16 protein-coding genes are annotated in these 16,422 nt (G+C 34.9%); 5 read left to right on the top strand and 11 right to left on the bottom strand.

The window, feature by feature from the left end:
- Positions 1-135: 135 nt before the first annotated feature.
- From FHL05_RS07700 to FHL05_RS07675, 6 genes are read right to left on the bottom strand one after another with little or no spacing between them, the layout of a single operon-like run.
- Positions 136-792, bottom strand: a complete 657-nt coding sequence (locus tag FHL05_RS07700) for an NAD(P)H-binding protein (RefSeq protein WP_162000253.1) — start codon at positions 790-792, stop codon at positions 136-138.
- Positions 793-1,149 carry a cyclophilin-like fold protein gene (locus FHL05_RS07695; RefSeq protein ID WP_153384929.1) on the bottom strand — a complete coding sequence of 119 codons (357 nt, stop codon included), beginning with the start codon at positions 1,147-1,149 and terminating at the stop codon, positions 793-795.
- Positions 1,150-1,159: 10 nt separating this feature from the next.
- Positions 1,160-1,654: a YbhB/YbcL family Raf kinase inhibitor-like protein gene (locus FHL05_RS07690; protein ID WP_153384928.1), complete on the bottom strand. Its 495-nt coding sequence runs from the start codon at positions 1,652-1,654 to the stop codon at positions 1,160-1,162.
- A 10-nt stretch (positions 1,655-1,664) separates the two neighbouring features.
- Complete coding sequence (locus tag FHL05_RS07685; RefSeq protein WP_153384927.1) at positions 1,665-2,303, bottom strand: NAD(P)H-binding protein; 639 nt, start codon at positions 2,301-2,303, stop codon at positions 1,665-1,667.
- Positions 2,304-2,318: 15 nt separating this feature from the next.
- The gene (locus FHL05_RS07680) at positions 2,319-3,062 is read right to left on the bottom strand and encodes an SDR family oxidoreductase (protein WP_153522402.1); all 744 of its coding nucleotides are present in this window, start codon (positions 3,060-3,062) and stop codon (positions 2,319-2,321) included.
- Positions 3,063-3,078: 16 nt separating this feature from the next.
- On the bottom strand, positions 3,079-3,459 hold the full coding sequence (locus FHL05_RS07675) for a hypothetical protein (protein ID WP_153384925.1): 381 nt from the start codon (positions 3,457-3,459) through the stop codon (positions 3,079-3,081).
- 129 nt (positions 3,460-3,588) lie between these two features.
- On the opposite strand from FHL05_RS07675, the gene FHL05_RS07670 reads away from it, so the two are divergent.
- Positions 3,589-4,491 carry a LysR family transcriptional regulator gene (locus FHL05_RS07670; RefSeq protein ID WP_153522399.1) on the top strand — a complete coding sequence of 301 codons (903 nt, stop codon included), beginning with the start codon at positions 3,589-3,591 and terminating at the stop codon, positions 4,489-4,491.
- Here FHL05_RS07670 and FHL05_RS07665 read toward each other — a convergent pair.
- The gene (locus FHL05_RS07665) at positions 4,477-4,824 is read right to left on the bottom strand and encodes an ASCH domain-containing protein (RefSeq protein ID WP_162000252.1); all 348 of its coding nucleotides are present in this window, start codon (positions 4,822-4,824) and stop codon (positions 4,477-4,479) included. The genes FHL05_RS07670 and FHL05_RS07665 overlap by 15 nt on opposite strands.
- Positions 4,825-4,899: 75 nt before the next feature.
- Between FHL05_RS07665 and FHL05_RS07660 the strand changes: the two genes are divergently transcribed.
- Positions 4,900-6,678, top strand: a complete 1,779-nt coding sequence (locus tag FHL05_RS07660; protein WP_162000251.1) for a glycerophosphoryl diester phosphodiesterase membrane domain-containing protein — start codon at positions 4,900-4,902, stop codon at positions 6,676-6,678.
- Positions 6,679-6,692: 14 nt separating this feature from the next.
- Here the strand turns inward: FHL05_RS07660 and FHL05_RS07655 are convergent, their stop codons facing one another.
- Positions 6,693-7,109 (bottom strand): winged helix-turn-helix transcriptional regulator, encoded by a 417-nt coding sequence (locus tag FHL05_RS07655; protein ID WP_153384921.1) that lies wholly within the window; start codon positions 7,107-7,109, stop codon positions 6,693-6,695.
- A 110-nt stretch (positions 7,110-7,219) separates the two neighbouring features.
- Between FHL05_RS07655 and FHL05_RS07650 the strand changes: the two genes are divergently transcribed.
- Positions 7,220-8,395: an NADH-dependent flavin oxidoreductase gene (locus FHL05_RS07650; protein WP_153384920.1), complete on the top strand. Its 1,176-nt coding sequence runs from the start codon at positions 7,220-7,222 to the stop codon at positions 8,393-8,395.
- Positions 8,396-8,569: 174 nt separating this feature from the next.
- Here FHL05_RS07650 and FHL05_RS07645 read toward each other — a convergent pair whose 3' ends face one another.
- Entirely contained in the window at positions 8,570-10,693 is a 2,124-nt protein-coding gene (locus FHL05_RS07645; protein ID WP_153384919.1) for an alpha-glucoside-specific PTS transporter subunit IIBC, read from the bottom strand.
- Between the two features lie 17 nt (positions 10,694-10,710).
- On the bottom strand, positions 10,711-12,042 hold the full coding sequence (locus tag FHL05_RS07640) for a family 4 glycosyl hydrolase (RefSeq protein WP_153384918.1): 1,332 nt from the start codon (positions 12,040-12,042) through the stop codon (positions 10,711-10,713).
- Positions 12,043-12,205: 163 nt separating this feature from the next.
- On the opposite strand from FHL05_RS07640, the gene FHL05_RS07635 reads away from it, so the two are divergent.
- Both FHL05_RS07635 and FHL05_RS07630 read left to right on the top strand, forming a co-directional pair.
- On the top strand, positions 12,206-12,961 hold the full coding sequence (locus tag FHL05_RS07635) for a MurR/RpiR family transcriptional regulator (protein ID WP_153384917.1): 756 nt from the start codon (positions 12,206-12,208) through the stop codon (positions 12,959-12,961).
- A gap of 98 nt (positions 12,962-13,059) precedes the next feature.
- Positions 13,060-13,539, top strand: a complete 480-nt coding sequence (locus FHL05_RS07630) for a hypothetical protein (protein WP_153384916.1) — start codon at positions 13,060-13,062, stop codon at positions 13,537-13,539.
- A 127-nt stretch (positions 13,540-13,666) separates the two neighbouring features.
- On the opposite strand, the gene FHL05_RS07625 is transcribed toward FHL05_RS07630, so the two are convergent.
- Entirely contained in the window at positions 13,667-16,111 is a 2,445-nt protein-coding gene (locus tag FHL05_RS07625; RefSeq protein ID WP_153384915.1) for an isopeptide-forming domain-containing fimbrial protein, read from the bottom strand.
- Between the last annotated feature and the right edge of the window lie 311 nt (positions 16,112-16,422).

The following is a 16,422-nucleotide window of genomic DNA, read 5'->3' as shown; positions in this document are numbered from 1 at the left end:
AATTTTCTCTACACCTTTAAATATATTATCTTTTGTAAGCGTTGTCAAATATTGGAACGTACCATTATTTCATGTGGTTGGTGATAATAGTGGGATACTTTGCACTTTAAATTAATTTTTCTAAAAAAGTAATCCTTATAAATCGTGTTCCATCATTCGAATTTCAGGTAATTTATCATCCGTCCCTGGTTTACTGATACCATAACTTCCATGAATATATTCTTCAGGATGGTCAATAATTTTCACAACAAAATCAGCGATACTCTTACGTGAAATCATCGTCCCCTTGAAAGTTTCTCCCTTTTTGGTTAATTCATAGTCAACTTCATCAGCATTTATCATGTAAGCTGCACGAATTATTGTGTAATTTAAGTCGCTAGTCTCAATCACTTTAGCACCACGTCTAGTATCTTCTTTTGATTCATGTCCAACATAGTTTTCGACCCAAGATCCAAATGGAGCGGGAACTTCATGATAAAGACCTGATCCAGTAATCCAAATCAATTGTTTTACTTGAGAGGCATCCATTGCTTGAACAATATTTCGAGCCCAACGTTCCATTTGACCATTTAAATTTGCATAAACCACATCTTGACCAGACATATACTTTTCTAGGAGCGCTTTATTAGCAACATCCCCCTCAACGACCTTAACATTAGTCGCTGTTTTCATATTCAATCTCGAAGCATTGCGCAAAAATAATGTCAGTTGATAGTTAGGGTTATTTAACAAATTTTGTTCGACGATTCGGGCTATTTTCCCGTAAGCTCCAAGGATTAGAACATTGGTCACTTATTTTTCCTCCAATTCAAATTTGATTTTGGTATCACCAAGACCGTTAAAAAGAGAAACATCCGATTTAATGTGGCCTACTTTTTGCAATTCGCCAATAACTTCTCCTGTTTGCTTATAAAAAATCACAAAACTGTGGCGAGGTGCCCAGTAAGCAATATCTCCGACCTCATAACCACTAGTTTTAGCTTTTTTTGCGGGTAAAGCTTCTTTAAAACGATAAGTCATTTCACGTGAATAAAGATTCATCATCGTCACATTCAAAGGAAACTGTTCCATTAAAGCTTTGGACGTATCATTGTCGAAAAAATCGGCTGATAATTTTTGATTATTAATTGTTAATGTAACTTTTGTCATTTATTTACTCCTAGTTTTTAGCTGGTAACTTAATTTCTTGTTGAGAAATGGTCTTATCTTTAATTGCATCTAAGAATTCATTGTAGAAAAAGCCATTTTTTAATTCTGTAGCGCTGTTTAATTCATAAACTGTCAACGTATAATTATGAGGCTTGTCCGGTGGCGTTGGTCCAGCGTAATGATTGATAACTTTTTCATCATCCAATTCATAAAAGCGTGAATACCAACTGTTCTTGCCCTGCGGACCAGAAAATTTTCGACTGAAATCTTCTGGAATAATCTCTGTCACAGAAATATCGCTTGCTAACCAGTGAATAAATGGAAATCCCGTCCGTGGGACTGCGTCATAGTCAATCAAACTGATAGCCAGATACTTAGTGTCTGGAGAAATATTTTCAAGTTCAATTGGAAAAGATATTACTGGTTGACCACTGACTTTCGTATCGGAATACTTAGTATATTTATCTGGTAGATAACTGTTATTTAAATCAACATTAATTTCCATAAATTACTCCTTAGTAAAAAGATGGTTTATCCCATTCTGTATTTGGTTCAACAACGCCGATACTTTGTGCTTTATATAAGGTTGGTTTTTCTACAATATCTGTAATCAATCTAGCAACTGCTTGACGAGTTACTTGTGTTCCTTTCAGTGGTTCTCCTTGAGGAACAATTTGATATTTGTAGTTATTGTCTTGATTGTATAACCAACTCATTCTAAAGAACATATAATTCAGGCCACTATTATCAATAACTGCTGCAGCCTTTTTAATTCCGGTGTAATCACCCATCATTTTGGCATTCCACTGACCAAATTTACCAGCTACTTCATCATAAATCCCTAAACCACCAGCAACAATCAATCTGTTGACGTGATTTTTCTTCATGGCTGAAACAACATTTTCATTAGCTTCAATAAAATGTCCGGTGGCTAAATAGACAATATCTTGATTAACGATACTACTGTCTAAATCAGCTTGATTATTCCAATTGCCATCAATCAAAGTTACTCGTGGATTATCTTGATACTGCGTCAACCTCTTGGTAGCTTGTCTGGCAAAAAGCGTCAATTCACAATCAGTTTCTTCTAATAACATTGGAATCAAATACTTAGAAATATTGCTTGTTGCACCTAATAAAATTACTCGTTGCATAAATTCTCCTTTAAATTAGCCTTGTTTAGTTGGGTAAATCGTAAATTCGTTAACGTTGACATCTTCTGGTTGATCAATTGCAAAGTTAACTACACGTGCAATTGCATCAGGTGTGATTCCAACGGCTTGATAAAATTTATCCATTCTTTGTTTGGAATTGTCATCAGTAATGTGTTTCAACAATTCAGTATTAATAGCTGCTGGATACAAAGTAGCAGTTCTAATATTAGTTTTCTCCTGGGCACTTTCCATACGGATTACTTCCATCAAATCTCTGACCGCAAATTTAGTTGCTCCATAAACGCCGGAACCAATTGAACCTTTCAAACCAGCAACTGAAGATGTAGTTACGATTTGACCATGTTTTTGAGCCGTGAAGTCTGGCATTACTGCAGCAACACCATTAAGAACACCTTTCAAATTAACATCGACCATCTTATTCCAATCGTCTACTTTCAATTCACTAACTGGTGAAGTCAACATGATTCCCGCATTATTGAAGATAACATCGATGGCACCAAATTTTGATTTGGCTAATTCTACCAATGACTTTAAATCTTCGGGCTTTGTGACATCAGTGGCTTTATAAGTAGCTTGTCCACCATCATTATTAATTTCTTCACTGATTTTTTGTAAACGCTCTTCTCGTCTTGCTCCTAAAACAACTTTAGCTCCATTACTTGCTAACAATTTAGCAGTAGCTTCTCCAATACCTGATGATGCTCCTGTAATTACAACTACTTTATTTTTTACTGACATATTAATGTCCTCCTAGTTATTTTTTCTTATTTAAAATGTGATGATAATTTACGACCTTTATTTGGTGGAAATTATTTTTATCAAAAACTATTTTTTCGTTATACGGCGTCAACTTAATAGTTCGCTTGCCAATAATCTTCCAATGTCCGGAATAGATATTCTTTATATCATGTTGATTCTCATGCCATTTATGATTCTTAGTGAAGGTGATTTTTTGATGTAAATTCTTATCGTGATGATTAACCCAAGTACCAACTACATTTTTGGTCGATATTTCTTTTTGGGAGCTGCCTTGAACAATTTCACTCGCCTTGGAACCCACTGTGAAACTGATAAACAACAAAACTGCTACAAAGAAAAGCGTACTAAGTATTCCTTTAGTCTTTATTATCCTCATTTCCTTTCCGCTGCATTCGTTCTTGATTACAAATACCAGTATACGAGGATAAAAAGAAATTAGAAGAATCTATAAATTGATATAGTATTAACCAAAAGTTTATACTATAAAAAAGGAGTGATTTGAATAATGGATATTTCGCAATTACAAACATTTATCAGAGTTAGTACTTATGGTAGTTTTACCAAAGCTGGCGAAGAGAGTTTTATTTCTGGAACAGCGGTGATGAAACAAATCAATCGCTTAGAAAATGAATTAAACTTAAAACTATTCGTTCGTACTGCTACTGGCACCAAATTGACAGCTGAGGGTCAAAAATTCTTGCCCTACATTCAACAAATCTTAAGTCTTTTAGATACCGCAATTGACGAAACTAGAAAAGTCGGCTTATCTGGACAAGGAATTATTACTGTTGGCACGTCCATCTTGCATCCGGCTGATCCATTTATGGAAATTTGGAAAAAAATAACTGCACAGATGTCAGACTTTCAAATCCGCATCGTGCAGTTGCAAGAGGACCTTCGGTCCAGTAATCGAGAATATGCCATGTTAGGTAAACAGTGTGACTTAATAGTTGGAACTTTTGACAACACCACTTTAAAACAATCTTTTCGAGCTTTTCCCTTAGGCCAATATAATTTTGGAATTGCGGTTAGAAGCGACAATCCTCTAGCCAAATTAAGCCAAATAACTTTTAAAGATTTAAAAAATCAGACCCTCATCAGTGTTCCTTTGGGAATCAGCGAAAAAAACGACCAACTCCGCCAAACGATTGCTACTGACTTCCCAGAAATCAATATTTCTGAAACTAATGGCCGTTACGATATGAATACTTTCAATCAAGCTGTCGAAGAAAATGTGGCTCTCATTACCCTAACCCCTTGGAAGAGAATCCATCCTAATTTAGTCTCAATTCCGTTAGAAACAGACGTTACCGTTCCTTATGGTATTCTGACTACTAAATTCCCTGGCAGCAACGTAGAAAAATTTTTGCTAGAATTTTCTAAAATTTATAAATCATTGAATTCTTGAAATAACTTTTAAATGGATAGCCAAGGCTCCAAAGTTTTTTTCCTGCTTGCGCGAATATATTTCAGAATTTTCTCGATCCAATTCTTCGATAGATTCAGTTTCCGGACTTCCGATGATTGGTCCTGAGTATTTTTTGAATAACTCCTTAAAAGTTTGGAACCTTTCAAGACTCAATACTTCAGTTATAATTTTTTCATTTGTCTTTAAATCAGTAAATTCAACTTTTTCACCCATTTTTAATTGTGAACGTTTGTCATCATTTAATCTGATTTCAATTTTTTTCGTACCAGCTTTGATTTGTTCAAAGGGTTGATGATTTAGATGCATCTGCATTTTCGTTGTCTCCATTTTCATTATGCCTGTTATTATTATTATAAAGGCATCAATTATCTATCTGGGGGATTAATTATGGAAATCATTCGTGAATTTCGGCGACAAAATCGTAATTTTTGGCAATATTTCTGGAAGTACAGTCAAATCATTATTTTGATTCAATTGATAATTAATTTTATTGTCGTACCGGTGCTGAGCTTTCTTGCTAACGGCATCAACTATATCGGCAAAGTCAATTATGTTTCCTACAATAATGTCTTGGAATTGATTACTCATAAACCCTTGGTAGTCATCGGATTAATCATGGTTTTATTGATACTGCTCTTACTGGTTTTCGCGCAATTCACGTTGCTTTTGGTCAGTTTTCAAGCTATCAAATCGCATGCCAGTTTAAATTGGTGGGACTATTTGAAGAGCGTCAGCAAGAATCTCTTTGGATTGCCCTTCAAAGCTTTTGGATTCTTTCTGCTTTATTTTTTGATTATTATTCCTTTTGGTAGTTTTGGCTTGTATTCCAGTCTTTTGAATAAAGTCAAAATTCCCGAGTTTATTTTGGATTGGCTCTTTCAAGAACACTTGCCACTGGGAATTTTATTAGCGTTTATTTATATTGTTATTTTTTATATTGGTTTGCGCTGGATTTTAGTTCTACCGTCTATGATTTTTAAAAACAAATCCGTCGGTTCTGCTATCAATGATAGTTGGCGCAAAACTAAAGGAAAAACGATTCAGTATTTTGGCGTCTTTCTTCTATTATTTATCATCGTTTCAATTGTCACCTTTCTCTCTACTAGCATCCTAATCTTTTGTCAAAGCGTGATTGACAAAACCGCCTTCTTAACCAAAATTGATTTCCCAATGGCTGTCTTTAACATGGTGGCTATTCAACTAATCAATTATTTGACGAGTCTTTATGGTTTAGGGATGGCCGTTTTGATTATCTTAAGTGATACCACGACTAATTATTTCTTCCCCACTCGCGAACATCGTTATCATAAATGGTTCTGGGGTATCTTGGGAGCAGCCGTTTTAACTAGTTTTGTCAGCTACGATGTTTCCTATTTCAACAATTGGCTGCTAACTAAACCAATTACGATTTCTCATCGTGGCGTCGATGATGGAAATGGCGTTCAAAATACTATCGAGTCGCTCAAAAAGACGGCCAAAGAAAAGCCCGATTACATCGAAATGGATCTTCAAGAAACTAAAGACCATCAATTCGTTGTTTTCCATGACAATACCCTCAAGAACCTTGCTGGCATCAACAAGCGAGTTAGCCAAATGACTCTAAAAGAACTGAAAAATACGACAGTTCACGAAAACGGTCAAACGACTCACATTGCTAGTTTTGATGATTACCTCGCTACCGCCACAGACCTGCACCAAAAGTTGTTAGTCGAACTAAAAGATGTCCCCGGAAATAAAGCTGATTTTGTCCGGCTTTTTGCGAAGAAATATGGTAAACGTTTAGTGAAAAACCAGGACATGATTCACTCACTTGATTACGACTACATCCAAGAGACTAAGAATTTGATTCCTAAAGCTCAAACTAGTTACATCTTGACCTTCAATTTGTTTGGGGTTCCTCTCACCAACGCCAATGCTTTCACGATGGAATACTCTACTCTCAATCAATCATTCGTTGATGACGCCCACTTACAAAGAAAAAACGTTTACGCTTGGACAGTCAATGACCCAGAAGCAATGGAGCGGATGATCTTTATGGGAACTGACGGCGTTATAACGGATAATCTGACCGAATTGAAGAGTGAAATCAATAATCTCTTTAAGGACTCCAGTTACTCTGACCGGATGGCTAGTTATGTGACCCAAATGCAGAATCCATTTGAATAGACTAAAAAAGGACATTATTCAGCCAAACGCTGATTAATGTCCTTTTGAGGTTCTTTAATTCTTAAATATCCAAGATAATTGTCAGTCGTAAAAGAAATCTTTTGCCCATCTTGAGCTAACTTTCGAGCATGTTCTTCACCCCAAGCTGACATATCAATCAACACTTGTCGTAAAGACCGCCCCTCTTTGGTCAGGGAATATTCGACATGCAGTGGCAAGCCTGGATAATTAGTTTTTTTGACTACTTTGTCATTGATCAATTCTTTTAATTGTTGAGTTAAAACTTTTTGACTTATATCAGGTATTTTTCGTAATAATTCTCCATTACGTTGGGATCCATCACCCAAATGGCATAGTATCAAGGATTTCCACTTGCCATTAATAATGGACAAAGTTAAATCGATGGTCATATGATAATTCTTCTCTACCATTATATGAAAACCTCTTTTATATTTAGTGGTTACTAAAAAGTGCGTACTGTAATTCTAGCACATATACCATTACAATAAATTTATTGAAACTTATTAAGCGAGGTATATTTATGGCTACTAAATATAATTTTTTGAAACCTTATACATTTAAAAATGGTTTGACAGTCAAGAACCGTATCGTCATTCCACCTATGACTGAAGCCGCAGCTCTTGAAAACGGCGCAGTTTCCCAAGATGAATTGAGATACTTCGACATTCATACTGGAGGAGTGGGAATGTTCATCACTCCAGTATTAAATGTTTCCAATGACGGTAAAGGATTTGAAGGTGAACCTTCTGTTGCTGACGACAAGTTCATGCCTGGTCTTACTAAATTGGCTCACACGATGAAGCAAAATGGCACTAAGGCTATTATGCAGATTTTTGATGCTGGTAGAATGTCTAACTCAAAGATTCTTCGTGGCGTTCAACCTGTTTCTGCTAGTCCGGTCGCTGCTTTGCGTCCTAACGCTGAAACTCCTCGTGCATTAACTGAAGACGAGATTGAACAAATTATTGAAGATTTCGGTCAAGCTGCTCGTCGTGCTATTCAAGCTGGCTTTGACGGTATCGAGCTTCACGGTGCCAACACTTACTTGATGCAACAATTCTTCTCACCACACTCCAACCGTCGCAATGACAAATGGGGTGGCAGTTTAGAGAACAGAATGCGTTTTGCTTTGGAAATTATCAAGCGCGTTCAAAAATCTGTTCAGGAATACGCTGACGACAAGTTTATTGTTGGTTACCGCATCTCACCTGAGGAAATTGAAGAACCAGGTATCCGTTTGGACGATACTTTGAAGTTTATCGACGTTCTAGCTGACCAACCTATCGACTACTTACATATCTCAATGGGATATGCTTGGAGAACTTCTTTAAACGATAAATCTGACGATGAACCTATCATTGAAAAGATTAAGAAGACAGTTAACGACCGTCTCCCACTTATCTCTGTTGGATCGATCGAAAAACCCGCTGATGCTGAAAAAGTTATCAACGATGGCATCACTTTTGCGGCTATCGGTCGTGAATCAATCCGTGAACCTAACTGGGTTCAAAAAGTTGAATTGGGTCAAGAAGACTCCATCAACTATCAACTTTCACCAACTGAATTGGATTCATTGGGAATCAACGCTGCTTTCTTAGACTTCTTGAAGTCAATGAACGCTGATTTGCACTGGGTCGATAAAAAGGAACCAAAAGACGATTTCGACAAAAAGCTTGGCGGAGTTGAAGGTAACTAAAGATTAATTTCTAATTATATATGAAATGTGAGATGGATTTTTCAAATCTATCTCACATTTTTTGTACTTATCAAAATATATATATCATACATATAAAATCTAAAAAAGTATCCCTCAAAAGTTGAATTATCAGCCTTAAAGAATACTTTTAATAAAAATTAATTTTTCACTTTATTATAGTCTGTGAGTTAATACTATTGAATCTCCATGATTAACATTTGTTCCATCAACTTTGCTAAACCTATCAATAGAATATTTTTCACCATTGGTTAGAACAGTAATAACGACTGGATTTTTCCCTGCTCTTTTTATTTGTTCTATATCCATCCTACCAATCTTAGTATCTTCGCTAACTTCATCACCTTCACTTACTAAAATATCGAATGGCTTCCCTTCCATTTCAACAGTGTCTAAGCCTAAATGAATAAGTATTTCCGCACCGCTTAAGCTTTTAATACCAATAGCATGTTTCGTAGGGAAAATTGATTCTATTTTTCCTTCAACACTTGCATAAATATCTTCGCTTGTGGGATTAACAGCATAACCACTACCAATCAATCCTTGTGAAAATACACCATCATCTAATTTTTCAATTTCTGTAAATTTACCATCAACTGGAGCAAATAATTGAGATTCATTAGTAATAAATTTAGTTTCTTGTTCTTTTTCTTCAACTGACGTTGGGTCAGATGTCTGATTATTAAATTCTTCCCAGCCACCATTGTCTATAAGGTCATCAACTTCCTCACGAACATTGGTAACATCGGGTCCAATTATAACCTGGACTGCGTCTTTATTTCGTACAACTCCCTTTGCTCCAACTGACATAAATTGATTATCAGTAGCTAGTAATTCTGGCTTATTTATTGTTAATCGCAATCTAGTAAAGCAATTATTTACTGACGCTATATTGTCAGGACCACCTAATAAATTAATATAAGCTCCTGCAGCTGAACGGAACGGATTATTGGATTTTTGACCATTATCCTGTCCTTTCGATTTTTTCTTTTTATAATCATCCTTCGTAAACATATTGACCATTTCATCATCTGATCTACCGGGAGTTTTAAAATCGAATTTCAAAATCAAGAATTTAAATACTACAAAATATATTCCAATAAAGATCAATCCAATTACCCACTGAATTACATATGTTTGCCAATGATTTGCCCACATCGGAATATAATTTTTCGCGGTAATATCAATTAGCCCTGCCGACATATCACCTGTTACTCCAAATGCATACATAGTAGTTGCTAAACTAGCTGCTAAAAATGCATGAACAAAGAATAAAGCTGGTGCAATGAAGAGAAAAGTATAATCAAACGGTTCAGTGATACCTGCCAAGGCTGCTGTTAGTACCCCAGGAATAATTAAAGCAAGCAATTTCTTCCTGTTTTTGGGAATAGCAGTTGAATAAAATGCTAAAGCAATACCAGGAATACCAAATATATTAGATAATCCTTGTAAAGCATAACCACCTTCAGGGAATAATTTAATAAGTGGTGTAGATGTTGCTGCAAATTGACTAATATGCTTAACCCAATATAAAGTTGTTCCACCCTCGATTACAGCAGGACCATATTGGAATGGTGCATATATGAAGTGATGCAAACCCAATGGTAGCAAAGCCTTTTCAAGGAATATATATGTAAATACCCCAAAATTCCCTGATTTAACCATAAAGTATTGCATTTGTAGAATACCATGTTGGAAAACAGGCCAAATCCATACAAATAATCCTGCAATTGGAATCATTAGGAAGAATCCAATCATTGCAACAAAAGCTGACCCCTGGAAAACTCCTAACCAGTCAGGCAATCTTGTACCGAAATAGCGGTTGTGTAGCCATACAACAATACCTGCAATGAGAATAGCGCCAATAACACCTGTATCAAGTGTTTTAACACCAGCAATAACCTTTAGACCACTTGTTTCAGAAGTAGAGTTAATATTTACTCCAAAATTTTTACCAAACATTTGTAAAATCTGATTAACAAAATTATTAAATGTCATATAAATTACAAATGCTTCAAGCGATGCACGTTCTTTTGCCTTATTGGCTAACCCTAACGGCAAACCAATAACAAAAAGGACTTCCATATTATTAAATACGGTCCACCCACCAGCATCGATGATTTTCCAAATAGAAATCCATGCTGTGCCTGGTGCTGCAAGTCCACCAACAATTGCCGGATTAGTGAAGACTGCAGTTAACCCTACAACAATTCCAGAAAATACAAAAAATACAACGGGTGTAAACATGGCGCCACCAAAGCGCTGGAACTTAGCCATCATATTCCTATACCTCCATATTAGTGTAGTTCAGGCCAGTAATCTTTATTTGCAATAATTAAGTCATCCAAAACAAGTTTTGCTTTGTCTGCTGAAGGAACAGTTTGGTTTAATGTAAATGCTTGAAGAACTTTTTGATATGATCCTTCAAAATAACCATCTACTAATAATTTTTCCGCTGCATTTTGAGCTTCCATTAAACCTTTATGGAAATCCGGAATATCATGACGCATTGATATTGGTTCAGCACCCTTACGACCAACGTAAGCAGGCACTTCAACAGCTGCATCAGAACGCAAATTTGGAATAGAGCCATGATTTGGCACAATCAGCATAAACCGTTGATGACTATCATTTAAAATTGATGTTGCCATATCAACAATATATTGACCATGTTCTCCAAAATCAAAGTCTAGAATATTTCCATCATCATTATTTCTAATTTCGTTAGCCATTTCTTTAGTATGCTTTAAACGTCCATCCATAACCATATTGGCACGAGTATAATTGGAATCTGTTTCATCTACGATGATATCTGGGAAGAAATAATATTCCAGATAATTATTTGGCAAATAATCGGGGAATAAGTTCAATATTTTAGATAACTTATTCCAAGCATCTTGCCATGACTGATCGCCTTTGTTAAATGAAGCAATTTTCATTGGTTTATTTCTTAATTTCTCAATAAGTTCAGGCATAACATCACGTTCTAATTTTTTATCATAAATCTCTGTATACCAGCCAAAGTGATTTAATCCATAATATTGACAAATCCAATTTTTTCTATCATATCCAAAATCACGAGCCATTGTTTCTTCAATTGATATCGTCATATCACAAGCATTTAACATATTTGCATTCGGATATACTCTTCTAATAGATTCTGCAATTAAAGTTTCTGGGTTTGTATAATTTAAAATCCAGGCATCGGGTGAATATTGTTGAACATAACCAACAACACCAAGTAATCCTTTGATTGATCTTAGTCCGTACGAAAAACCACCTACACCACAAGTCTCTTGACCAACTAGCCCATACTTCAAAGGAATTTTTTCATCCTTTTCTCTCATTTCCATCCCGCCGACACGCAATTGAGAGAAAACAAAGTCACAATCTGTAAATGCTTCTTCTGGATCCAGAGTTGCAACTAATTCAATGTCATCATGATTAGTTGTCTTCAACATGTATTGAATTATTAAATACATATCCTCATTTCTTTCTTCATCAATGTCATATAAAATTAATTTTGACATTGGAAAGCGATCCAAATTATGTAAAACAGCCTGAGTAATTCCAGGAGTGTATGTGCTACCTCCGCCAGCTATTGTTACATGCAAATCAGTTTGCTTCATAATCGATGCCTCCTATAAATTTTTTTATTTTTTCAACAAAGACAGTATATAATGAAGTTTAAACAGATTGTTAAATTTTATCGCAAGCGCTTACCTTTTTAGAAGAACGATTGCCCTTTCAAATCTCTGAAACAAATTTCATTTTTTTAGGAGGACTTTGGAAATGCGTATAGAAGAATTAATTAATAAATATTCAGACAGATTAACTGAAAATGATTATCAACTATTATCTATTATTCTTAAAAACAAAAAAATTTTAAGTAATTTAAATTCTAAAGAAATCAGTGATATTGTTTATTCATCACCCGCAGGACTAACTAGACTTGCGAAGAAATTAAACTTTACAGGTTTTTCAGAATTTAAGTACTTCTTAAAAAACGATGCCGACAATTCAGGACCGTTAGAACCCAATCAATTAGATATTTTAATTAATGATATGAACGATACAATAAAATTACTCAGCCAGACAAACATGACCCCACTAACGACATATATACATAATGCAAAACGAATATATATCTATGGTACGGGTTGGGGAGAAAAAAGAGCAGCAGATTTAATAGCAAGAAATTTTCTCGCCTATAATATTCTGTTTTATAAAATTCCAGCATTCACTGAATTGGAATGGGTTTTAAATGACATTACGGAGAATGATATCTTATTTGTAATTTCATTTAGTGGAGAAAATACCGACCTAAACAAAAGTTTAAAGAAATTAAAATTAAAAAATGTTCCATACATATCCATAACACCATTATCAAAAAACACTTTGGCTTCCCGAGCAACTTATAACATGTATTACAGTACGACTATTTTAAATATCTCAACCGCACCAAATACTGAATACAATTATTTCTCACCTTTAGAGTTAGTAGCAGATGCCTTATTTAGGTCTTATATAGATACCTATCCAAAATAAGTTAGTGAAAGGCGTTTCAAATCTCCTAAAAGCGATTGAGCAATTCAAGAAAGCGTTTACAATGGTATTAAATAAAAAGCTTTAGGAGGATCCAACTAATGAATAAAATAGCCTCAAATTTCAAGAGGATAGTTCTTTTGAATTCAAAAAAAATCTATAAAATAAATTACTTAATGCTATTTATTACTTCTCTCCTTTATGGACTATATATATTAATGATTAGCAATTCAAAAAATATTGGATTCCAACAAATTTTAAAGGCAAGTCCATATACCGCAATTATGTTTATTGTTATTTTATTAAATTTAATGATTGGTTACGCCCTATGGATTAAAGGTTCTGAAGGTATGTCTAATAACAAAAAGAATAGAATCATTTTAATCGATTTGGCCACCTGCCAATTAATTCTAGGGAATATATTTTCCTTTATTACTTTTATGACTACATATTGGTCATTCAAAAATCAACCTGATACAGAAGTCGAATCTAAAAGAAATTCTCTCACAGGAACGGTTGTGATATCGACGATATTATATATATTATGTTTCTTCTTATTGATTCGCCTTACTTTACATTGAATATAGTCCCTGTGAAATTTGATTCACTTAAAGTATTAAAGTAAAATCATCCACATAAAAAGAGCCAAATCATAACTTCTGCATCCATCATGCAAAATTATGTTTTGACTCTTATTTTATTTCTAAATTAAAGTGATTCGTTAAGACTCCAAGTCAAAGTCCCTTGATAAACTCCACTCGATGTATCTTGCGGAATTTTGATTTGCCAATCATTGACTCCAATATAATTAGTTAAATTAAGGGAATCTTGATTGCCACCGAAATCTTTTGTCCGAATACGCGTACCTGAAGCTGACACCGGCTGCCAAGTTCCTGAATCAGTATCAGAATCATCACGTTGTCTGAGGAACAATAAGTTTGTTCCATCAGTTGGCATCGTTTCGCCACTAGCTAGATTTATCATTTGAGAATTTGGATCGTCATTATCATAAGCGACATTGACGGAAAAATCGTTACTATCGGGATGGTTAACAATTAATTGTCCCTTTGTGGCTATATTGCCTAAGGTCTTTGATTTACCACCAAGATCAACGGCTCCAAAATCAATTAAACTTGGAACTTCAGTAATGCCGTCGGACTTTTGAATATTTGCGGTAGCAGTAGTTGAATCCATCGTTGGAATCGACGTTCCACTCGAAGTTGTGCCACCTGAAATCGTTACGGTATTATCCACTGCTCCGATTGCTGCTGATGTGACTTTGGCTTTGAAATCAATTGTTACCGTTTCTCCAGGGTCAACTTGAGCGATACCGGTACTGATACTGTTACTTTGATAAGGTTCCGTATCTTTAGGTCCTTTTACACTAGCTGCACCATCTTGTTCTATTCCAGCTGGTAATTTTTCAGTCAATTGTGACCCAGCTTCCAAAGAATCAGTTCCTTTAACGGTAAAGTAAATATAATACTCCAAGGTATCGCCGACTTTAGCATCAGTACTATCTTTAAAGTCAGTTTCATTATTCGTCAGATTTTTAACTTGCTTTGTAAATTCAAAATCGTACGCTGGTTTCTCCACTGAAATGTTAGCTGAGGCCGTATAGGATTTATCAGATGTTACTGTATCGTGACCAGTGAAAGTGGCCGTATTAGTAATTGTCTTACTGCCAGCATCCCGATCAATTTTAGCTTCATAGATAATTGTCGCTCTTTGACCATCACTCAATGACAAAGCCGGTGGAATCGTTAATGTTTTTGTTGAAGAATCATAATCATCATCTGAAAGCTTTTGCGAAGTTCCATCATTATCGATCAAACGTAAGGATCCAGAAACAAATTGTAAGCCATCAGGAATCTTATCTTCCAAAGTTTTATAAGTCCACGAACTTCCATAACCATTATTCTGAACATTTAGAGAAAACTTCAATGTGTCATTGACATGATTGGTTGCCTTACTACCAGTTTGTCCAGTAGTTTCATTAGTGTAATTTTTTGATACAACAGGTAAAGCATAAGGCTTAGAAGTTACACCCATGGTTGAACCATAGTGGGAAGTTTCTCCTGGTGCTAAAGAAGTTTTATTCCATTTCAAAGAATAGCTTGAATCTACCTTACCTTTGCCAGTAATATCGGCACCATAATTATAATCTTTAGACTCAGCACCATTACCGTTACTGTCAAACCCTGAAGCCCAATTCATACCACTTCCTGAAGTGTAAGCCTGGCCAGCATATTGATCAAATCCATCTACTGTTTGGTTTGTAACTATTAACTTATAATTATGGATAACACCATCAGAATCAGTTTGAGAATTTTCAATATAAAGACCATTTTGAGTACCTAAATCCTTAATAAAAACTGAATCATCATCACCCAATTTAGTATCTTCACCAAAAAGAAATTGGAAGTTTTGAGTTCTGGTTGAATTGTTCCTGAGAAACAGCTCTCTTTGAACATCGGCTGAATTTGAAGGTGAAGCTCTTAATAAAATTTCCGCTTGTAAATCAAAATCATTACTTCCGGTACCAGTACCACGTTTGAAATCACCGACAATTTTTAGTGCTAGATGTCCATTTTTATCTTTTCCAGTATAGATTTTTTTATTAGTCATATTTGCAAGTAACGCATAATTTTTTGTAGTAACAGATGAGGGCATCGTTGTTGGAACAATTAAGAAATCTGGAGAGGTCAGTGAAACATTTTGAGTATTAGTTGTTGCTGTTGCGTATCCAGATTGAAAGACTGAACTAATATACTTTTTATTATCTCTTAAAAATATATTCATTTTAGAACGATATAAATTATTAGTACCATTAACTACAGAATCGTTAGTAACTGTATTATCATTATTAGTCTTAACTAAGGGATTATCTGAATCCATGCTAAAAACATTCCCGCTTGTATCTTGCGCTAGTCCAAAAGTATAACCTAAATCCATATTAGTACCAATATTAACCAATTGAATTGACGAATAAGAACCACTTGTCGAATTCCAGGTAATATCATCATCGGCATTGCTATACGAATCCGGTGTTGTGGCAGCATGAGCAACACTGACCACACTAAATAAAAATACCATCATCGTGATAAAGGCGATGGTTAATAATCGTTTAATAAACTCATATTTTCTCATCATAAATTATCCCCAATATAAATATAATAAGTCGGCAAACATTCCGATATTAATATCCATTTATTATCATACGAATCGTATCACATATTTTATTAATTAAATTATCATTTTTGAACAAATTATTTTTCCTCATTATTTGAGAAAATTAGTTATTCATGGAAACAAAAAAGAGGCTCAAATATGAGTCTGAAGTGAACCCTCCTAGTTGGAGTAATCCAACGGGAGGGTTTTCTTTGTTTTCAAAAGATATTAAATTGGCTTGTATAACAGATGTTAATAATGGGTTGCCTATTGTACAAGCTATGAAAAAATAT

Source organism: Companilactobacillus halodurans (assembly GCF_009600995.1).
In the GTDB taxonomy this organism is placed as follows: Bacteria; Bacillota; Bacilli; order Lactobacillales; family Lactobacillaceae; genus Companilactobacillus; species Companilactobacillus halodurans.
This window is presented reverse-complemented; position numbering and strand designations above follow the sequence as displayed.